Raw genomic sequence first — 21,607 nt, 5'->3', positions numbered from 1 at the left:
ATACCAAGGATAACCCATGACCGCTTTCACGCCTTCACGCCGGTTCTTCCTCAAGGGTGCCGTAGCTACGGCCGCCTTCCTTCCCGTCGTCGCCCCCGGCCTCGCCAAGGGCGTGGCCGCGCCGGACCCCTTTATCGAAAAACTGATCGCGTCGCTGTCGCTCGAAGAAAAGGCCGGGCAGCTCAGCCTCTATGCCGACCTGACGCGGCCGGACTTCGGCAATGTCAATCCGGCCGCCGTCGCCCAGACCAGGGACGAGGTGAAGGCGCGCATCCGTCGCGGCGAAATCACCGGTCTGTTCAATGGGATCGGTGTTGCCGGGGCGCGCGAACTGCAAAAGGTAGCGGTCGAGGAATCGCCGCACAAGATTCCGCTGATCTTTGCCGCCGATATCATCCACGGCCTGCGTACCACCTTCCCGGTGCCGCTGGGCGAGGCGGCGGCGTGGGACGCCGATCTGGCCTACCGCACGGCACGCGCCGCCGCTATTGAGGCGACCGCCGTCGGCCTGCACTGGACCTTTGCGCCGATGGTGGACATTGCCCGCGATCAGCGTTGGGGCCGCGTTGTCGAAGGGGCGGGCGAAGACACCTATCTCGGCAATGTGCTGGCCGTCGCCCGCGTCAAGGGTTTTCAGGGCAATGACCTGAAGGACGGGCGCAATATGCTGGCCTGCCTCAAGCACTTTGCTGCCTATGGCGCGGTGCAGGGCGGCATGGAATATGCCACGGTCGATATCCCCGAAACCACCCTGTGGGAAACCCACCTGCCGCCGTTCAAGGCCGGGCTGGACGCCGGGTGTTTGTCAGTGATGTCGAGTTTCAACGACATTTCGGGCGTGCCCGCCACGGCCAACCGCCACCTGCTGACCGAAATTCTGCGCGAGCAGTGGGGCTTTAGAGGGCTGGTGGTATCCGACTACACCTCCGAAGAAGAACTGATCCTGCACGGCTATGCCGCCGATGGACGTGACGCCACCAAAAAAGCCATTATGGCCGGGTGTGATATGTCCATGCAATCAGGTCTTTATTTCAAACACCTGCCATCGCTTGTGAAGGATGGCGAAGTGCCTCAGGCGGTGCTGGATGAGGCGGTACGCCGCGTCCTGCGCGTCAAGAAGGCGCTGGGCCTGTTCGACAATCCGTACCGCTCGATGGACGCCAGGCGCGAAAAGGCCGATGTGCGCAGCGCCGAGATCGTCGCCCTGTCGCGCGAAGCGGGCCGCCGCTCGATCGTGCTGCTGCGCAACGAAGGCAGCCTTCTGCCGCTCGCCAAAACGGGCCAGAAGATCGCTCTGATCGGGCCTCTGGGCGCGGATCGCCACAACCTGCCGGGCCCGTGGTCGGTCTTCCCGGACCGCGCCAAGGGCGTCACCATTGAGGAAGGTCTGCGCGCCGTGGTGAAGGATCCGGCGGCGATCACGGTGGTCAAGGGCGTGGACTTCGAAGCGGCCATTCCGGGCGGCATCGACGCGGCCGTCGCGGCGGCCAAAGCCGCTGACATCGTGGTGCTGGCTATGGGCGAGGCCGAGAACATGTCAGGCGAAGCGCAGGCGCGCACCGATATTTCCTTGCCCGCACCGCAACTAGCGCTGATCGAAGCGGTCAAGGCGACGGGTAAGCCGACCGTGCTGCTGCTGCGTCACGGGCGGGCGCTGGCGCTCACCGGCGCGGCACGTGAGGCCGACGCCATCCTCGCGACGTGGTTCCTGGGGTCTGAGACGGGCAACGCCATTGCCGATATTCTGTTCGGTGACTACGCCCCCTCTGGCCGCCTGCCGGTCAGCTTCCCGCAAGCCTCGGGTCAGCAGCCCTATTATTACAATCACCGCATCACGGGTCGTCCGCAGCTTGATCCGAAGGTGAAGGAATATAAGACCCGCTACCGCGAAGTCACTAATGAGGCGCTTTATCCGTTTGGTTACGGCCTGACCTATTCAACGATTGAATACGGCCCGACCACGGTCAGCACCACGGAACTGGGCTGGGACGCCACCCTGACGGTCAGCGCCGAAATCGCCAATACAGGCACGCGCGACGCCGATGAGGTGGTACAGCTCTATATCCATGACCGGGTGGCGAGCCTCGTCCAGCCGATCCGTCAGCTCAAGGGCTTCAAGCGGATCAGCCTGAAGGCCGGGGAGCGCCAGCGGGTGGAATTTACCCTCAGCCGCGCCGATCTGGCCTTCGTTCACCCCGATCTGAAGCCCGCCGCCGAGCCGGGCGCGTTCAAGGTGTGGATCGCCCCTTCGGCGGTCGGCGGCACCCCGGCTGAATTCGTGCTGAAAGCCTAAATGACGCGAAAACGCAGCGAGATAGGCTTGGGCGGGGCCGCGGCTTACGGGCTGGGTGACTTTGCCTGTAACCTCTACTGGCAAAGCCTCAGCCTGTTTCTGCTGTTCTACTATACCGAGGTGGTCGGCCTGCCGCCCGCAACGGCGGGTCTGATCTATCTGATCGCCTCGGTGTGGGATGGGCTGATCGACCCGCTGATCGGGGCGGCGGCGGACAAGACGCGCACACGGTTCGGGGCCTATCGCCCCTATCTGCTGTTCGGCGGGCCGTTGCTGGGGCTCAGTTTTTGCCTTCTCTATTATCGCCCGCCGCTGGAAGGCACGATGCTGACCCTCTGTCTTTTGGGCACGCATCTGGTCTTTCGCACCTTCTATGCGCTGGTCAATGTGCCCTATGCGGCCCTGTCCGGGCGTATCACCAGCGATCCTGACCGCCGCGCGCAGTTGTCCGGATTTCGCATGTTTTTCGGGGCTCTGGCGGCGGTTCTGGTGTCGCTGATCACCCCGGCCTCCGGGCAGGGCGGCTATTTCCTGACGGCTGTCGCCTTTGCCATCGTCGCCACCGCCCTGTTTCCGCTGGTGTTTTCGGTGACACGCGAGCCTGAGCCGCAGACGACCGCGCCACCGCCGGCGTTGAAGGCCCTGATCGGCAGCCTGCTGCGCAATCGCGCCTTCTGGCGGCTCAATCTGGGGGCGCTGGCTTTTGCCGTCTCAGGGACGGTCCTCACCAAGTCCGTCCTCTACTATTTCAAATATCAGCTACACGATGACCGCAGCGGCGCGCTGGCCCTGGCGGTAATGGGCATGGCGGGTCTGGTGGTCATCCCTCTGTGGACGCTTCTGGCGCGGCACATCGGACGACGCGGCGTATGGATCGCGGCTTGCTGTGTGGGCCTGAGCGGGTTAGGGGCCTTACGCTTTGTGCCAGCGGATGCGACGATCACCATAGCGTTTCTGATTGTAATCAATAGTGGATTTCTCGGCCTGTTTTTTGCCTTTTGGTCGCTTTTGCCCGATACAGTGGACTATGGCGAACGTAAGCTGCAGGTGCGCGCTGATGGGTTTGTATTTGGCGTCGCGGGGATGATTTCAAAGATCGCCATGGGGGTAGGCGCGGGGCTGTTCGGGCTGGGGTTGGGACATACAGGCTACAGGCCGAACGTGATACAGACCGCCGACACACTGGCCGATATAAGAACTTTGATGACTGCCCCGGCTGCCGCGGGGTTGTGTTTGTGTGCCGCGCTGATGCTGTGGGAAATTGTCGCATGCCGGAAAGCGTTTAGAGCGAAATGACGTTAGGTGGAAACGCCATTTCGCTCTAAGCTTCTGTTTTGTCGCGATGTTTTTGCGGAAAACCGCTCACACTTTTGGCTTCGCCGAACGCCGTTTCCGCACATCGCTCTAAATAACCGCACGCGCAGGTGCAGACAGCCGTTCGACCAGTGCCTCCAGACGCAGAGGGCGCGAGAAGAGGTAGCCCTGCATGGCGTGTACGCCGGCGGCCTTAAGGTGCTGATGCTGGGTCGCGGTTTCGACCCCTTCGGCCACTACCTGCATCCCGAAGGCGCGGCCAATACCGGACACGGCCTGAATGATGGCCAGCGCCTCCAGCGCCTTGCGCGCTTCGCCATCCAGTCCGCGCACAAATTCCTGATCAATCTTGATCTTGTCGAAGGGGTGGCGGTGCAGGGCGGTCAGCGACGAATAGCCAACGCCGAAGTCGTCGAGCGCCAGTCGGAAGCCGTGCGCGCGCAAGCGCTCAAACAGCCTGTTCATACGCTCCGGATCACCGAGGATGGCCGTTTCGGTCACCTCGATCACAAAGCGCGACGGGTGCAGTCCGGCCTCACGCACCGACGCCAGCAGACCGGCCTCAAACTCCGGTTGATCAAGCTCGACCGGCGACACATTGATGGCCAGCGGCAGGTCGCCCAGCCGTCTGGCGTCGGCAAAGACGATTTCACGCACGCGCTTGCCGATCCCGATAATGCGCCCGCTGCGCTCAGCCAGCGGCACGAACAGGGCCGGGGTGACGGGGTTGGGGTCTTCGGCGGGCCAGCGGACCAGACACTCGGCGGAGATTATGGTTTCACCCAGCCGGTCATAGATCGGCTGATAGACGACATCCAGCCGCCCATGCGCCAGAACGGCATCCAGACGCCGCAGCAGGGTCGCGTCCTCATCTGTGAAGGTGGGTGCAGCGACCGGTACGGGCGAAGGCAGGCGCTGCGCCATTTCGGCCAGCGTGGCCGCCAGCGCGTCGGTCAGCGCTTCGCCATCCCCCAATCGCAGGTCCGGCGGAGTCTGACGCGCCAGCGCCTCGATACTGCCCGCCAGATCGGCCAGTCGCCGCGCCCCCAGATTGAGGCTCATCGAGCGCAGGGCGTGGGCGGCGGACGACACCTGATGGGCGTCTGCGTCTTTCAGGGCGGCCACCAGCGTTTTCAGGGTGACCGGGGCGTGGGAGCGGTAAAGTTCGACCACGCGATCGCGGAAGGGAGCGGCCTCTTTCAGCAGGGCGGTGAAACCGGGGCCCAGCCACTCACCCGCCGCCAGCGGGGTGGTATCGGGCACCGGCATTTCCGCCATAGGTCCTTCAACGGTCACCGCCAGATGCGGCAGGAAACGGTTCAGCACCTCGCCGAGCGCGGCCAGCGTGAAAGGCTTGTGCAGCACGGCGTCCATGCCCGCGGCCCGCCATTCCTCGGCGGCTTTACCTACGACGTGTGCCGTCAGGGCGACGATGGGCAGGTGCACGTCGCCTTCGCCCGCCCGCCAGCGCCGCGTGGCCTCAAAGCCGTCCATTTCCGGCATGGAGCCGTCCATTAGCACCAGATCAAATGCCTGCGTCCCCATCTGCCTCAGGGCCTGGGCGCCGTTGGCGGCGGTCACGCACGCAATGCCGAAGCGGCTGAGCGATTCGCGCGCCACCTCCAGATTGACCTCGGCATCGTCGGCGACCAGCACGCGGGCGGCAGGGTAGTGGACGCCAACGGTTTCAGGGGCGTCTGACGCGTCCACGTGCAGAGGCGCGCCTTCGGCAAAGGCGGTGATCAGGCGGTCAAGATCGCTGTGGCGCAAGGGCAGACCCAGCACCGACGCGCAGCGTCCGTCTTGGCGCCACAACTCGGCCTCTGCGTCGCGGATATCGGCCAGCAGGACCAGCGGCGCGGCTTTGGTGGCAAGAGACACGCGGTGCACGGCATCGGCCAGAATAAGGTCGGGGGCTTCGGCGCTGAGGGTGAACCCGGCCGCTTCCAGTCGGGCTTTCAGCGCGTGGGCCAGAGCCGGGGCCGCGACGGCCAGATGCAGTCGGGCGGGGGCCGTAAGGCGCGGCGGGGCGGCGGTCGGGGCGTCCGCCTGACGCGGCAGCCGCACATGAAACGACGTCCCCTTGCCCTGTTCGCTGCTGACGGCGATGGCCCCGTGCATGGCCTCGACCAGACGTTTGGCGATGGACAGGCCCAGCCCCGTGCCGCCGAAGCGCCGCGTTGTGGTCTGGTCTTCCTGCGTGAAGGCGCCGAACACGCTGTCGAGCTTGTCCGCCGCAATGCCGATGCCGGTGTCAGAGACCACCAGCCGCCAGTGGTTAGGATGACGGTCGGGCAGCAGTTTCAGCGTCACCCGTCCGCGTTCGGTAAATTTAACGGCGTTGGACGCCAGATTGGCGATGACCTGCCCCAGCCGCACCGTATCGGCGGGCACCCGGCGCGGCGCGTCCGGATGCACAAAAGCCACCAGTTCTAGCCCCTTGTCGCGCGCCCGGTCGTGGAACAGGGCCACCACCTCGTCGATCAGGTCCACCACATCGACGTCGCTGATTTCGACGTCCATGCGCCCGGCCTCGATCTTGGAGAAGTCGAGAATGTCGTTGATAACGGAAAGCAAATTGCGCCCGGAACGCACAATGGTGTCGGCGTGACGGCGCGCCTTGGGCGGTAAAGGCTCGCTGGCCAGCAATTCGGCCATGACCATCACGCCGTTCATCGGCGTACGGATTTCATGGCTCATGGTGGCCAGAAACTCGGACTTGGCGGCGTTGGCGGCGTTGGCTTCGTCGCGGGCCAGGCGGTAGTCTTCGGTGCGGGCAGCGACCTCGTCCTCAAGGTGCTGCACGTGGGCTTCGATCTGCCGGTCGCGCTTGTCGATGGCTTCGGCCATCAGGTTGAAGCCGTCCACCAGCGTGCGCACCTCATCCTCAGCCTCGGTCTCGACGCGCGTGAACTGCCCGCTCTGCGTCACCGTGGCGAGCGTCTCGGTGAGATCGGTCAGCGGTTTGACAAGGCGGTGTTGCAGCCGGTTGGCGACAAGCAACGCAATGGCCGCGGCCGCCACCGCCATCAGGCCGATACCCGCCAGCGTGCTCAGAAGCCCGGCGCTGAGGCCGCTGGCCTTATGCACCACCACCACGTGGCCCAGCGTGCGCCCTTCGTGGCGGATGGGCGAGCGGATTTCGATGGAACCGGTGGTCAGAAGGTGGCTGAGCGACGGCGTCTTGCCCTTGTCTTCGATGCTGACATCGGATTTCAGCCGCACCCCGGCCCCGGTTTCGGCCAGCACGCCCTGAGCCGTCTCTACCCGCGCATAGACGATACCGGGCGTGCGCGTAACAGCGCGCAAAGCGCGGAACGCGCCTTGCGCGTCGCCCGTTTCGACGCTTTCCGAGGCGCTGGACGCCAGCACGTCGGCAGCGGCCTTCAGCGTGGACCAGCGCGTTTCGCCATAGCGATGGGCCTCATTGACCACAAACAGCGCCGCGACCGGCAAACAGGCCAGCAGCACGCAGCCAATAACCAGCCGGTTCAACCGGCTATGGAAACCCGGCTGACGTCGGCGTGAGGTGCTGATTCGGGCGTCTGAGCGCATAGACGGACGCTAAAGCATGTCTCGCCAAAGGGGAAACCGGTTTTACCGTGCGCTTTTGTCGCATCACGGAGTTATATAAAAAACGCATAAAAATACAGGCGTTTAGGTTGTGGAAAGGGGCTGTTAACAGGCCCGTGTTACAAGGCTGACATGAGATCAGGCCGGTTTGATCGCTATGTGCGCTTGCTGAAGCGCTTTCCGGGGGCCCGTGACGGGCACGCCGGGATCACGGTTGCGCTGCTGGCCGTGCCCTTGATGCTGGCCGTCGGCGGGGCGATCGAGCTGAATGCGTACAACCGCGACAAGAGCCGGCTTCAGGATGCCGCGGACGCCGGGGCGCTGGCCGGGGCCGGTCGGCTAACTCTGGCGACCTATGGGCAGAATACCTCCGGTGTCACCACCTTTGCCACCCAGACCGCCTATCTTCAAGCCAACCCCCTGCCCGAAGGACTGACCGTGGAGTTTACCGCTACGGCGGATTTGCCAAAGGGCATGGTCGAGGTGACGGGGGTGGCTCAGCGCAAACCCATCTTCAGCGCCATTGATTTCGCCTCCACCCTGACCGTAAAGGCGCGCGCCGAAAATATGCAGAAGACACCGCTGTGCGTGCTGCAAACGCAGGACGGTGGCCTGAGCGTGCAAAACACAGCCCAGATCAAGGCCCCCGGCTGCGCCATCCACGCCAATCACAGCATCACGGTCGAACCCGCGGCGATGATCGAGGCCGAGCGCATCCAGACCGCAGGCAAGGTCACCGGCATCACGCGACCCCAGGCGGGCGAGGGGGCCATGACCATCGGCGACCCCTTCACCACGCTGGACCTGAAACCGCCCTATCCCTGTATCGGTTTGCCGATTCAGATCAATGTGCTGAACACGCAGTCGATCACCCTGCCGCCGGGGGTGCATTGCGGCCTGCTTATCATCGGCGGATCAGGCCGCGTCCACCTGATGCCCGGTGAGCACTATTTTATGTCGCGGGTGCAAATGTCGAATATGGCGCAACTGACCGGTGACGATGTGGTGCTGATCTTTGGCGGCGATGACAAGATCGATATTTCCGACCGCGGCGAGGTGCGCCTGACAGCCCGTAAATCAGGACGTTTCGCCGGATTTTTGATGGCGACGTCGCGCGAAAACACGCAGACCTTCACCATCAAGTCGGATCGCGTCAGCCAGCTTCTGGGGACCATCTATATCCCCAATGCGACGCTTGAGATCGAAACCGCCGGGCGCGTGGCGCAGGATTCGGCGTGGAGCGTGATCGTGGCGCGCACCGTCATCCTGCGCAGGGACCCGGTACTGGTGATCAACAAAAACTATGCCGGTTCCGGCGTGCCCGTCCCTGAAGGCGTCGGGCCGAACCGTTCCATGCCGGCATTGACGCAATAGGGAGCCTGCGATGAGCTATTTTGTCACCTTCGAAGCGGCGCGCCTCCTGGTGGTCGATGACGACCCTATCTTACGTGAATTTGCCCTGACGCATCTGGCGACGCCCAATGTCAGCGTTGAGGTGGCCGAAGACGGCGCCGATGCCTGGACGAAGATGGGCCGCACCACCTATGATATCGTGCTGCTCGATCTCGACATGCCGCGCATGGACGGTTTTGAGCTGCTGGGCCTGATGCGTGCTGATGTGACGCACCGCCACGTCCCGGTGGTGGTGGCCACCGGACGCGAAGATATGCTGGCCGTGGACAAGGCCTTTGCCAATGGCGCGACGTCGTTTGTGATCAAGCCGCTGAACTGGCGGCTGGTGTCGCATCAGTTGTCCTACGTGCTGAAAAGCGCGCGCGAAGAGGCGGCGGTGCGTCAGACCCTGCGCACGCTTCAGGAAGAGAACCGTCTCAGGGATGAGGCGGTGACGCTGGCGCTTTCAAAGCTGGAACAGTCGAGCCGCGCCCTGAAATCCATGCTGGCGCAACCTGAAGAGGTCGAACTGGCCGACGCGCAAACCACGGCCGAGCGCATGGTGCAACTGTGCGAAACCCTGACTCTGGCGGCTAAAGTGAAATGATTTCTAGAGCGAAATGACTTTGGGTGGAAACGCCATTTCGCTCTAAATTATTGTTTTGTCGCGATTTTTTGCGGAAAGCCGCTCACACTTTTCCGCACATCGCTTTAGTGGACTCATTCCGCTCAAGCCGCCATTGAGGCGGCGGCCAAGGTGGCAAAGCCACCGCCCGGCGAGGGGCTGAACAAATCTGGATCATTATGTTTCTACCAAAAATCATAAAGATCTAAGGTGGGTTGAGTGGCCTATCGGGCGGATTCGCGGCTCCAGCGGCGGCGATCCAGATAGGGCCCCTGATAGGGCGGGCGGGGTTCGACAGCGTTAAGACTGTCCGGGCTTTGAGTCGTCGCCACGCCGCCATTGCGGCAAACCGACGGGTCTATACCGTAAAGCCCGGCAGCGAAGTCATAGACGCTGCGTTCGACCAGGGTGCGGACGCTCAACTGGATGGGCTCCATTTCGCTGAACCCGCCCGACAGGTCGAGCATGGTCCCGTCGAGCAGGGTGAAGAGGCCGGGCTTCACCTCACGCCCCACAATCTGCTTCTGATAGGCGGTGACGCGCCGGATCTCCTGAGACCGCGTGTCGATCAGGCGCAGGTCAAGCGCGATATTCATCACAAAGCGTCGCGACACGAAGCTGCCCGCCGGATCATCGCTGCCCGTGCCCCCGGCGCGCAGATCGACCCCGTCCGAGCGGATATTGTAATTCAGTTCCGTCAGACCGCCGGAAATGTAGTAGTCGGACCCGGCGATCTGTCCGGCATAGACCTTGCGGAAATTGTCCGGATCGTTGCCCGCCTGATCCGGCGTGTCGGACAGGACGTGGTCCATGGCGGCCTTCAGTTCATAGTCGGAGATGTCGCGATCACCGCGCTCGACCTGTGGCAGGCCGACACGCGACAGGGCCGACTGGGCGAACAGGGCGATGCCCTGCGTGATATTGGCCCCTGTATAGAAGTCGCGTTTGCCGGTCAGGTCCTCGATACGGCCCACAGCCACGCGCGGCAGGGGCTTGTGCGTGACCAGCGCCGCCTGCTGAAGACAGGTCAGATCGGCGCTGTAGGGCGTCAGGTTGGGCGTGGCTGGGGCATTGCCCACAGGCGTGGCGTAGAGGCCCGTCTGCGGGTCGGCGGTGACGCTGGCGCAGGCCGAAAGCAGCAGGGGTAGGCAAAAGATCAGGCGTTTCACGGCTGCACCGCTGTCAGACCGGCCTCGCTAAGGCAGGCGCGGGCGTCAGTGGCGGTCCATAGCGGCGCGATCAGGTGATAGACCGAGCGTTCGACCAGTTCGCGCACCGCCATCTGAAGCGGCTCCTGACGGCTGTTGCCGCCTTGCAGCAGCAGGCCGATATCCTCACTGCCCCCATTGAGGCGACGGTCGTTGGTGACGCCGATCACCTGCTTCTGAAAGGTGACGGTGTCCACCACCTGCTGGGTCTGCGTGTTGACCAGCCGCAGATCGACGGCGACATTGAGCACATAGGTGCGGCCGCTGATCTGCCCCTGCACGCCGGGCAGGGCCTGCGATCCGATAGCCGCGTCGTAGCCGTCGGAGCGGATATTGTAGTTCAGTTCGGTAATGCCGCCGACGATGTAATAGCGCGACCCGGCGATCTGCCCGGCCAGAATGGGGCGGAAATTGTCGCCGCTTTGCCCGGCGCGCTCCGGCGTATCCGACAGCAGCTTTTGCCGCGCATAGTTCAGTTCGATCTCGGCCACGGAATTGTCGAGACGCTCGACCACCGGGACCCCGGCATAGCCCAGCGCACTGACGGCAAACAACGACGCACCTTGCGTGATCTTGGCGCCGGTATCGAAATCGACCTTGCCCGTCAGGTCGCCGATGCGCCCGACGGCCAGTCGCGGCAGGCCGTTCAGAGACGGGCGGTGGGCGAGGCAGCGCAAGGCGGGCGTCACCGGCGTTTCATTGAGAGTCACCTCCGCAAGCGGAGGTGCCGCGGTGGCCAGACCCGGCGATAGCGAGCCTGCGGCGCAACTCAGGGCGAAGAAGAGGCGAAGGGTGGGGGGCATCTGCGCGTATCCGGGTAGGGGTGAAAGCGGGGAGGTGTTATTCACCGGTCGTTTTGCGACCGTTCAGGACGGCGGACACATTGCCGGAATTGTCCTGACGGCTGTTGAGAATGACCGTGTTGTGGCTGCCGCTGACCGTGACCGACAACAGGTTGCCAATTGCCGTGGCCGTGGCCGTCCCCTGCGGCGTCAGGAGACTATTGTTCGACAGAAGGCTGCCGCCGTTGGAACTCGACTGGCTGTAGCGGCTATTGGCGTCGTCGTACTGGATGATACCGTTGACGATCAGGCGGTTGCCATTGGCATCGCGCGTGGTGGGGGTGAAAGGTTGGTTTTCCAGCCGTCGGCCATTGCCATAGCCGTTTTCCAGCGCGCGCAGGTCCGAGGTCTGAGCGGCGGCGGGCAGGGCCAGTAACGGGCCGGTAAAGACGAGGCCGGTGAGAAGGACGGATGTTCGCATGTCTATGGCTCCATAACGGGAAAGAGGAACCCGCCTGCGCGGCGGGCTCCCTTCCGGATCATCAGAAACCCTTGACCGTCAGGGTGTTTCCGATGGCCGCCGCCGTGGCGTCCACCTTGCCCGCCACGCCCGCGATGGTGGTGTTGGCATAGGCATTGACCGCAGCCGTATTGACCTGGGTCGAGTTCAGGCTGCTGAAGTCGGTGGTGAAGCTGGCCGAGTTGCTGATGGCCGCCGCCGTGGCGCTGACCGACTTGTCCACATTATAGACCGTGGCGTTCAGCACCGCCGACGGGTCGTAATTGACGTACTGGGTGTTCGACACGGCACCCGACCAGTCGGCTTTCACCGTCGCCGTGTTGGCAATGGCGGCCGAAGTGGCGCTGACATCGCCCGTCACATTGGTGATGGTCGTCGAAAGGTTGGACGTCGCGTCCCCGAAGAAGCGCTGATAGTTGTTGAGGCCGTTCAGGCTCGAGCCTTCGGCGGTGAAGCTGTTGCCGATGGCGGCAGCGGTCGCCGATACGTCATTGGTGACATTGTCGATCTTGGCGTTCAGTTGCGCCTTGATGTTGGACGAGTTGTTCTGATTGTTCGAGGCGGTTTGCGCCTGAGCCGAACCGGCCAGAACCAGACCGGCGACGGCGATTAGGGAAAGATATTTCATCTCAGTCTCCTGTGTATTTGCCCCCAAACGGGCCACAGAAGATCAGCAATAGACAGGCCGGTAAATGTAGTTAATCTTTCATTTTTAAATTGAGTAAATAAACAATTAAAACACCACTGTTCAGGAGAAATTAATATTTAATAAAGATTCGTTTCACCTGATCTTGCGATTATTAAGAAATTGAAAATCACATCTCTTAAGGCGGTGATAACCTTAGGGTGTGTCGACTTAATACATGTATTTATTTGAGAAAATGTCTTTTCTTCCCTTTGGGGAAAGGCGAGCGTTTCGTGTGTCAGAGCGGCACGCCTGCGGTAACTATATAATGGCTTCATGCCACATACATCGGGGTGCAGGGGCCTTGCGGCCCCTGCATCTTGACCCTTAAGGCACCGTCGTCTCAATGGTGAAACTATAGCTCTGGGGCTTCAGCGGGATGCGGTACTTGACCAGCGAGCGCGCCTCCTGCGACCAGCCGGTATCGCCGCCAACACCGATCTGGGCCAGGTCGATCAGCAGCGTCCCGTCACCGCGCGGCGTGACGTCAGCGGCACGCCATTCGCCGCGCGGGCGGGCATAGAGGTCTTCGTAGGGGAAGGCGAGGGCATTGGCGCTCAGAGGCTGAGCCCCCGTTACTTTCACTCCCTTGCCGGATGTGTCAGAAACCGCGATCCAGCGCACATCGGTCTTGTTGCCCGTTTCCTGCGGGCGGGCATAGTCGTGGAACTGTTCGGCAAGCGTGCCCTTATAACGGCCGATGGCGTAGCCGGTCTGGCGATCGACATAGGATTCCTGCGGCCCGCGTCCGTACCATTCGAGATTGGCCAGAGACGGATCGGTGTCAAAGCGCATACCGACGCGCAGCGGATCGGGCAGGTCATCCTTGACCGGATCAAAGTCGGTGGTGACCATGACCTTGCCGTCGGTGCGCAGGCGGTAGGTGACGGTGACCTTCACCTGACCGGGGCCATGCACGAACAGGACCTGTACGCGGTCAGCCTCGACCTTCAGGTCGCGCACGCGGCGGTTTTCGGTCAGGCTTTTCCAGATGCCGTGGCTGCGCTCCACATTGGCACCTTCGTCATTATCGGTCAGGCCGCGCCAGAAGTTGGGCGTGCCGCCCTTGAGCAGCGTCTTGCCGTTGCTGTCCAGCGCGACCAGACCGGTATCGGCGTCGATGCTCAGCGTGCGGCCGGCGGCGCTGAGGGTAATGGCCTTGCCCTTCTGCTGTGGCTTGACAAAGGCCGTCGCCTCCACCGGAGCCGCGGCCGGGCGCAGCACAAACTGGCTCCAGCCGACCGTCGAGCCCGCCGGCACGCCGCGGATACTGTCGCTCTTGGCGATGGCGGCCAGCGTCACGATGTATTCCGCGCCGTCCTGCGGCAGGGCCGGCAGGGACAGGGCTACGTCGGAGGACGAGTCAGGGGCGACCTTGACACCGCTCAGTGTGCCGCGATCGGCGACCACGCCGTCCTTCAGCAGGGTCCAGGTGAAGTCGAAGCCCGACAGGTCGCGGAAATTGTAACGGTTGACGACCGTGACCTTACCCGACTGCGGCGCGCCTTCAAAGATGACCGGCGAATAGACCTTCTGAAGCTCGTAATATTCCGGGTCCGGGGTACGGTCGGCCTGCACCACACCGTCGCCAACCACGGAATTGTCGCCGCGTTCGGGGTTCACATCGAAGCCTGAGGCCCAGTAGTGACGGCCTTTGGAGTCCGTGCCGTCCACGAACTGATCAATGAAGTCCCAGACGAAGCCGCCTTGCAGCTTCTTTTTGGCGCGGATGGCGACCCAGTAATCCTCAAGATTGCCGAGGCTGTTGCCCATGGCGTGGGCGTATTCACACTGGATCAGCGGCTGGGTGTAGCGCGGGTCTTCGGCATAGTCGTTGATGCGGTCAATATCGTCGTACATCGGCGCGTAGATATCGACATAGGGGTTGGGCTGATGGTCGCCGTAGAGCGTGCCGTGGCCCAGATACGAGATCAGTCGCGTCGGATCGTTCTGGCGAATCCACTTGGCGGCGTTTTCAAAGTTGGGCCCGGTGCCCGCCTCGTTACCCAGCGACCAGAAGATGATGGAGGGGTGGTTTTTATCGCGTTCGACCATGCGCGAGATGCGGTCAAGGTGGGCATTGGCCCAGTGCGGCTTGTAGCCCAGTTGGATCTGCTCACGAATTTTCGGGTCGTTGGCCTGCGCCGCCTTCTTGTCGGCGGTGTCCATATATTCATGGCTCTCGATATTGGCCTCATCCATGATGTAGAGGCCGTATTCGTCGGCGAGGTCGTAGATGTACGGGTCGTTGGGATAGTGTGAGGTGCGCAGCGCGTTGACATTGGCCTGCTTCATCAGCTCGACATCCTTGCGCATCAGCTCCGGTGTCATGACGCGGTAGGTCTTCGGGTCGTGCTCGTGGCGGTTGACGCCCTTGATCAGGATGCGCTTACCATTGACCTGCACCTCGCCATTGCGGATTTCCACCGTGCGGAAGCCGATCTTTTTGGAGGTGGCCGAAATCAGATTGCCCTTGGCGTCGGTGACCTCGATCACCAGCCGGTAGAGGTTGGGCGTTTCCGCCGTCCACGCCTTGACGCCCTTGAGCGTGCCGCTCAGTTGCGCCGGCTTGCCGACACTGGCCTTGCCTGAGGTTTTCAGCACCTGCGTCTCGCCGTCATAGACGGTGGCGGTCACTGTGGCCGCACCCTTGGCCCCGGCCAGTTCGGCCTCCAGCGCAAAGACGCCGTCCGTATAGGTCTTGTCGAGCGTGGCGCGCACGGTAAAGTCACGCAGGCGCGTCTTCGGTTCGGCATAGAGATAGACCGAGCGCTCGATGCCCGACAGCCGCCAGAAGTCCTGATCCTCCAGATAGGAACCGTCGGCGTAGCGATAGATTTCCAGCGCGATCTCATTGTGACCGGGTTTGAGGAATTGGGTGACGTTGAATTCGGACGGCAGCTTGGAGTCTTCCGAATAGCCGACCTTCTCGCCATTGACCCAGATGTAGTAAGCCGCACCTGCCGCCCCGATATGCAGAAACACGTCCTGACCGGCCCAGTCCGCCGCCACGTCGAAGGTACGCTTATACGAGCCCACCTCGATCATATCGTGCGGGATGAAGGGCTCATTGGCCGGGAAGGGGTATTTGATGTTCCAGAATTCCGGCAGACCGAACTTGCCGTCGCCCTGCGCCTGAATCATGCCGGGGACCTGAATTGTGTCCCAGCCGTTGAGGTTCGCACCGGTCTTATAGAAGTCCTTGGGGCGGTTATCGACGCCTTTGGAGAATTTGAAATCCCAGGTGCCATCCAGCGACAGGAAGCGCTTTGAGGCCGCCTTGTCGCCCTTCAACGCCAGATCACGGCTCTCGAAATTGAAGAAGGTCGCCTTCATCGGCTCGCGGTTCACCGCCACCACCTCAGGCTGTTCCCACTCCGCCACGGGTGTGGTTTGTGCGATTACGGGCGCAGCGGCGAGTATCATAACCCCCGCCGCCACCGAACCCATCACCATCTTCCTGAGCGATCCAGACATATCTTACCCTTTTTTCGTCCATTTATTTGTCTGATAAATTATGGCGTCAGACTCACGGCGTGGCCAGCAAAAAGTGTGGTTGCAGGCAAAAAAGGGCGTGCAACGGCCTGTTTTAGGGGATTGTTGTTTGACCAGTCTCAGATGGTGATGTGTAAAGGTCAGGCAAGTGAGCGTCCGCTAAGCGGTAATCAGGGTCACGCTCGCCGGTTTCAACCCCTCTGCCGAGGCCGTCACCGTGATCCGCCCGGACGAACGTCCGGTTTGCACAATGGCCTGTGCCAGACCGTTGAACAGCTTGCGTTCAGAAGCCTTGTCGGCCTCGTGGCTAGCCGGATTACCATTGCCCACGCCGATCACCGCCCCGCCACCGGACAGCGAGAATTTCACCAGATTATCGGCTTTCGGCACCGGACGGCCCTTGGCGTCAAAGGCTTCGACCTTGAACACCGCCACATCGCGGCCATCGGCCTTGAGCGTGGTGCGATCGGCCGTCAGGACCAGCTTCGTCGCCGGTCCGGCGGTTTCGCGCACGGCCTTCATCACCACCTTGTTACCCTTATAGCCAAAGGCCTGAATCTTGCCCGGCTGATAGGCCACATCCCACTCGAGGTGGCGGTTTTTAACGACGGTCTTCTTGCCCTGCGACTTACCATTGACGAACAGTTCGACGGCATCGAGATTCGAATGCACCCAGACGGGGATATTTTGCCCTTCCTTGCCCTCCCAGTTCCAGTGCGGGAACAGGTGCAGAAGCGGCTCATTCTTCCACCAGGCGCGGTAATAGAAGGCATTGTCCTTCGGGAAGCCACAGGTGTCGAGAATGCCGAACTGCGACGAAATGGCCGGCCAGCGGTTATAGGGCGTCGGCTCCCCGCGATAATCGAAGCCGGTCCAGATAAAGCCGCCAGCAATAAAGGCCTTCTCATCGAACAGCGGCCAGTAGGCTTCGGCGGTCGAGGCCCACCACGGATGCTCGGTATCATAGGCCCGCAGTACGGAGCGCGCCGGGTCATTGACGTATTCGCCGCGCGTTGAGACCGTTGAGCCGGTTTCCGAGCCATAGATGGGGATGTTCGGATAGTCGGCGTGGAACTTTTCCATCAGGTGATGGCGATAGTTGAAGCCCAGCACATCGACGACCGAGGTGATGCCTTTGCCGTAAGAATTGTCGAGCGCCGCCGTCACCGGGCGGGTGGGGTCAAGGCGCTTGCACAGGGCCTTCATGGTTTGGGCGACTTCGATGCCACGTTCGGTGCCCTGTAGCGGTTCTTCGTTGCAGATCGACCAGGCGATGACCGACGGATGGTTGCGGTCGCGGCGGATCATGCCGTCGAGTTGATAGAGACCGTCTTCCGACGACGACATCTTGCGCGTTTCGTCGATAACGAGGATGCCCAGCCGGTCGCAGGCCATCAGCACTTCGGGCGTCGGTGGATTGTGCGAACAGCGATAGGCGTTTGAGCCCATGTCTTTCAGTTGCTGCAACCGCCAGACTTGCAAGGCATCGGGGATGGCGGCCCCGACCCCCGCGTGGTCCTGATGGTTGTTGGTCCCTTTAAGTTTGACCGGCTTCCCATTGAGCAGAAAGCCTTTTTCGGCGTCAAAGCGGATATCGCGCAGCCCGAAATACGTCACCACCCTGTCCTGAGCGCCGTCGTCCGCATCAACCGTTGTTTCCAGCCGGTAGAGGTGCGGTGTATCGACCGACCACAGGATGGGGTTGGCCAGTTTCAGCGTCTGACGCACGGTGGCGGACTCGCCCGCCGCCACTTCAGCCGTGGCCCCGTCCTGCGCTTCCTTACCCCCGATGGCCGAGGTCAGTTTGACGCTGCGCGACTGAGCGGAGGCATTGCGCACCGTGGTTTCAATCTCGACCGTGCCGTCGGTCTTTCCGCGCACGCAGACGCCCCATTGCGGGATATGCACGGCATGGGTCTTCACCAGCCAGACGTGGCGATAGATGCCCGCGCCTTCGTAGAACCAGCCTTCGCCTTCGGTCGCATCGACGCGCACGGTCAGGATATTGGGCTTGTCGTCCGTATTGATAAAGTCGGTGATATCAACCTGAAACGAGGTGTAGCCGCTCTCATGGCGTTTCAGGATGAAGCCATTGAAGATAATCAGCGCGTTACGGAACACGCCGTCGAACTCGATCCACAGACGCTTGCCCTTATCCGCCGGCGACACCGGCACCGCCCGGCGATACCAGCCGATAGAGGTTTCGGGGAAGTCGCGTCCGATGGGTTTATAGCCGTGCGCCGCCAGCATGTCCGGCTCATCCTCGCCATTGGCGATGGGGCCTTTGGCGCCTTGCGCAAAGGGCAGGGCGACGGCCCAGTCGTGCGGTACGTCGATCTTTTGCCAGTTGGAATCATCGAAATCCGCGCCGACGCAGGTGGCGACGCGCGCGCCCTGCTTGGCGTGGGTACGTAGCGCCAGCCCGTAATCGAAATCGCGGCTCATATCGCTGGCGTGGCCAAAGGTGAAGCGCCAGTCGAGATCGAGCGATACCCGCTCACGCGGGCCGAGGTCGTCCTGTGGGAAAAAGTCGATGACGGGCTCGGTCGCCTTCGGTGCCGCTACGGCGTGCGGTGCCGTCAGGGCCGCCCCGGTGACGGCAGCGGTTTGCAGCAGGCGGCGACGGTTAAGATCGGTCATGACGGTTCCCTCTGGTTTTGCAATTATCTTACAAATAAAAAGGCCGGGTCTTCAAGCGAAAACCCGGCCCCTAAAGTCTCTGAAATCGATTAGAATTTGTAGGTCAGATCGAACAGGAAGCGACGGCCATAATAGGACATGTCGCCCACGCGGTTTGACTTATAGTCCGTATAGACCTTCATCGGCGTATCCAGCAGGTTGCCCGCCTGGAAGCGCAGCGAGACGCTGGAGTTGATATTATAGCCCGCCGAGAAGTCGAGCGTCGTTTCCGGCATCACGCGCACCAGATTGGTCGAATCCCAGCCGAGGATGGCGGTGTATTCCGAATGGTACTTGGCCCCCAGACGCGCTTCGAACTTCTTGTCCGAATACCACAGGTCAAGAATGGCCGTGGTGTCGGCCACACCGTTCATCGGCAGCGGGTTACCCGCCGGGACGAATTCCTTGATGTTGGAATTGACCAGAGCCAGGTTGGAATAGATGCCGAAACGGTCCAGCCAAGACACATTCGGCAGGAAGGTGTCGAACGGCGTCTGGAAGGTGAATTCGACGCCCGAAATGAAGCCGCCCTTGCTCGAATTGATCGGCGAGGTCAGGGTATAGACATTGCCGTTGATCGTTTCGGTGCGCTGGTTATAGCCGACATAGTTCTTGACGTTCTTGTAATAGCCCGCCACCGCGAACAGCGAGTCCGGACGGAAGTAGTATTCATAAGAGACGTCGATCTGATCGGCCTCAAACGGCTTCAGATAGGGGTTGCCGGCCGAACCCGTATAGGGGGCCGAGGTCGAGATGGCGCGATTGGCCTTCAGCTCATTCAGCGGCGCGCGCGACATGACGCGGGCCAGACCGAGTTTCAGGAAGCCATTGTCGATCACCTGCACCTTGACCGAAGCCGAGGGCAGGACCTTGGTGTAACTGACGCCGCCCGTGGTGGGGGTCAGGGTCACACGCTCAACCCAGTTGCCGGGAGTGGCTTCGACCCAGACGCTGGTGCGTGAGTCGCCCGACGACTGGCTATCGACATTGACGACCCTCAGGCCGACATTGCCCGTGACCGGGGCGTCGATAAAGGTCGAGGCGAAATTGCCCTGCACATAGGCTTCGCCAACCTTTTCCGAGACTTCGGAATTGTAGGCGATCTGATCCGGTGACAGGCTGAAGGCGTTGGGGCCATAGACCTGCGTGCGCAGGGCATCGAAATCGCCCTTCAACATGGCCGGAACGTTAAAATTCTCCAGCTTATAGGCCGTCAGGGTCGAGGCGTTAAGGCTGGCCGTAACGGGGCCCGCGGCCTGCGTATAGCCGGTGGCTTCGGACTTGGTGCGGTCGGCATAGCGGGCGCCGAACTGCAACGAGGTCCAGAAGTCACCGCTGAATTCCCGGCGGAAATCGAGCTGAGCCGACGTCAGTTCGTCCTTGACCTTACCCACATCATTGGTCCCGGCCACGGTGGACAGGGTGGCCGTCTCCGGCTGCTGCGTGACGGTGATGAACGGGTCTTCGCTCAAAAGCCACGTCATACTGGACGGATAATATTCCATCTTGATGGCGCGCCAGGTGTTTTCACGCTCGGCATTCGAGTAGGAAAGATCGGCGGTGACGGTCCACTTTTCGCTGGTCCACTTGCCGTTCAGACCGGTGACCAGCAGCGACTTGTCTTCGGCATAGCGTGCCACGACCGGCATCAGACGCGACCAGGCTGTCGTCGCCCCGACCAGATCACCATTGACGATGACCGGATTGCTGAAGCTGCCCGTATTGCCGCCGGCCCAGTTGCCCCAGTTGTTTTCACCATACCAGGTCTGGTTTTGGTCTTCCTTGATCTTATACTTCGAATAGAGCAGATCGTAGGTCAGTTCGAACTGCGCGTTCGGACGGTATTGCGCGCCGAGCGAGGCCGAATAGCGGTCGGCATCGAGGAACTTGGCTTCGGACCCCGCGCCCCACGGCGTCGGCACCTTGGGGCCGCCCGCGACGACCGGGCCGGTCGAGTTACCGGCACGGATCGAGTCGTCATTGAAGCCCCAGCCACGGAAGCTCTCATAGCCGTTCTTCTGCTTCTGACCCGTCAGGCCGATAACGAAGGCGAACTGGTCATTGACCTTCTTCACCCATGAGCCCGAGGCGCGCCAGCCGAGGCCGTCATAGCCCGGAAACGCCTTGCCGCCGTCGTAATAGACGGCCCCGGCGCGGGCCACGAATTGCGGCCCCGAATAGGCGAGGGGGCGGATGGTTTGCAGATCGACCGTGCCCGAAATACCGCCCGACAGGAGACGCGCTTCGGAGGATTTATAGACGGCAGCCCCGGCGACAACTTCGGACGGATAGATTTCCCAGCGGACGTTGCGGTCGGGCTCGGAGGTGGCCACTTCGCGGCCATTGACCGTGCCCAGCACCATGCGCGGGCCGATGCCACGGATCGAGGCCTGACTGTCATTGCCACGGTCGCGCGAGGTGGTCACGCCCGGCAGGCGCGCCAGAGATTCGGCGATGGTGACGTCGGGCAGCACACCGATTTCCTTGGCCGAGATAAATTCGGCGACCCCGGCGCTGGAACGCTTCTGGTCGATGGCGTCGCGCAGCGACTTGCGGATACCGACGACCGTCACCTCTTCCGGCTCGTCGGCGGGGGCTTCGGCCTGCGCGGTGTCGGCGGTGCGCTCGATGCTGGCGGCAGAGGCGCGTACCAGTACGGCGGCGCGGCCATCGTTCGATTTGAGGCTGAGGCCGGTGCCGCTGATCAACTGAGCAAGGGCCTTATCGACCGGCAGGGTGCCTTCAACGGCGTTGGTGCGCAGGCCATTGAGGTCATCGGCGCTGGCCAGCACCTGAAGGCCGGACTGCTGGGCGAAGGCCTGCACGCCTTTGGCGGCGGGTTGCGCCGGGATGGCGAAGGCCTTGTTTTGCGCAAAGGCAGGGGCGCTATAGGCGGCGCTGACGCTCAGCGCGGCAATCAGGGCGGCTCGTGAGGCACCGGAGAATTGGATCATTATGGTGTTTCCCGTAGGACCGCGCCGTGGAGTGGGACTGCGGTTGCTTTTTATCGGGTGTGCCGCTCTGGCGGCAGTCACCCCTCC

At 62.2% G+C, this 21,607-nt stretch carries 12 protein-coding genes; 4 read left to right on the top strand and 8 right to left on the bottom strand.

What is annotated here, in order from left to right; all coding sequences use genetic code 11:
- The first annotated feature begins 16 nt into the window (after positions 1–16).
- Positions 17–2,293 (top strand): beta-glucosidase BglX, encoded by a 2,277-nt coding sequence (gene bglX, locus EM6_RS03600; RefSeq protein ID WP_126420360.1) that lies wholly within the window; start codon positions 17–19, stop codon positions 2,291–2,293.
- The gene (locus EM6_RS03595; protein WP_126420359.1) at positions 2,294–3,589 is read left to right on the top strand and encodes an MFS transporter; all 1,296 of its coding nucleotides are present in this window, start codon (positions 2,294–2,296) and stop codon (positions 3,587–3,589) included.
- 108 nt (positions 3,590–3,697) lie between these two features.
- Here the strand turns inward: EM6_RS03595 and EM6_RS03590 are convergent, their stop codons facing one another.
- Positions 3,698–7,162 (bottom strand): EAL domain-containing protein, encoded by a 3,465-nt coding sequence (locus EM6_RS03590; RefSeq protein WP_232037085.1) that lies wholly within the window; start codon positions 7,160–7,162, stop codon positions 3,698–3,700.
- Positions 7,163–7,312: 150 nt separating this feature from the next.
- Here EM6_RS03590 and EM6_RS03585 point away from each other — a divergent pair, with 150 nt between their 5' ends.
- Complete coding sequence (locus EM6_RS03585; RefSeq protein ID WP_126420358.1) at positions 7,313–8,554, top strand: TadE/TadG family type IV pilus assembly protein; 1,242 nt, start codon at positions 7,313–7,315, stop codon at positions 8,552–8,554.
- Positions 8,555–8,564: 10 nt separating this feature from the next.
- The gene (locus EM6_RS03580; protein WP_126420357.1) at positions 8,565–9,179 is read left to right on the top strand and encodes a response regulator; all 615 of its coding nucleotides are present in this window, start codon (positions 8,565–8,567) and stop codon (positions 9,177–9,179) included.
- Positions 9,180–9,421: 242 nt separating this feature from the next.
- Here the strand turns inward: EM6_RS03580 and hfaB (EM6_RS03575) are convergent, their stop codons facing one another.
- The 7 genes from hfaB (EM6_RS03575) to EM6_RS03545 all read right to left on the bottom strand — a co-directional run bounded on the left by hfaB (EM6_RS03575) (position 9,422) and on the right by EM6_RS03545 (position 21,520).
- Positions 9,422–10,366, bottom strand: a complete 945-nt coding sequence (hfaB, locus tag EM6_RS03575) for a holdfast anchoring protein HfaB (RefSeq protein ID WP_126420356.1) — start codon at positions 10,364–10,366, stop codon at positions 9,422–9,424.
- Positions 10,363–11,208: a holdfast anchoring protein HfaB gene (hfaB, locus tag EM6_RS03570; protein WP_126420355.1), complete on the bottom strand. Its 846-nt coding sequence runs from the start codon at positions 11,206–11,208 to the stop codon at positions 10,363–10,365. Before hfaB (EM6_RS03570) ends, hfaB (EM6_RS03575) begins: the two co-directional genes overlap by 4 nt.
- Positions 11,209–11,245: 37 nt before the next feature.
- Positions 11,246–11,668, bottom strand: a complete 423-nt coding sequence (gene hfaA, locus EM6_RS03565; RefSeq protein WP_126420354.1) for a holdfast anchoring protein HfaA — start codon at positions 11,666–11,668, stop codon at positions 11,246–11,248.
- 61 nt (positions 11,669–11,729) lie between these two features.
- Positions 11,730–12,335 (bottom strand): hypothetical protein, encoded by a 606-nt coding sequence (locus EM6_RS03560; RefSeq protein WP_126420353.1) that lies wholly within the window; start codon positions 12,333–12,335, stop codon positions 11,730–11,732.
- Positions 12,336–12,719: 384 nt separating this feature from the next.
- Positions 12,720–15,869, bottom strand: coding sequence for a glycoside hydrolase family 2 TIM barrel-domain containing protein (locus tag EM6_RS03555; RefSeq protein WP_232037084.1), 3,150 nt, complete (start codon positions 15,867–15,869; stop codon positions 12,720–12,722).
- A gap of 177 nt (positions 15,870–16,046) precedes the next feature.
- Entirely contained in the window at positions 16,047–18,527 is a 2,481-nt protein-coding gene (gene galA / locus EM6_RS03550; RefSeq protein WP_126420352.1) for a beta-galactosidase GalA, read from the bottom strand.
- A gap of 89 nt (positions 18,528–18,616) precedes the next feature.
- Positions 18,617–21,520 (bottom strand): TonB-dependent receptor, encoded by a 2,904-nt coding sequence (locus EM6_RS03545; RefSeq protein WP_126420351.1) that lies wholly within the window; start codon positions 21,518–21,520, stop codon positions 18,617–18,619.
- Positions 21,521–21,607 lie beyond the last annotated feature (87 nt).

Source organism: Asticcacaulis excentricus, assembly GCF_003966695.1.
Taxonomy (GTDB): Bacteria; Pseudomonadota; Alphaproteobacteria; order Caulobacterales; family Caulobacteraceae; genus Asticcacaulis; species Asticcacaulis excentricus_A.
This window is presented reverse-complemented; position numbering and strand designations above follow the sequence as displayed.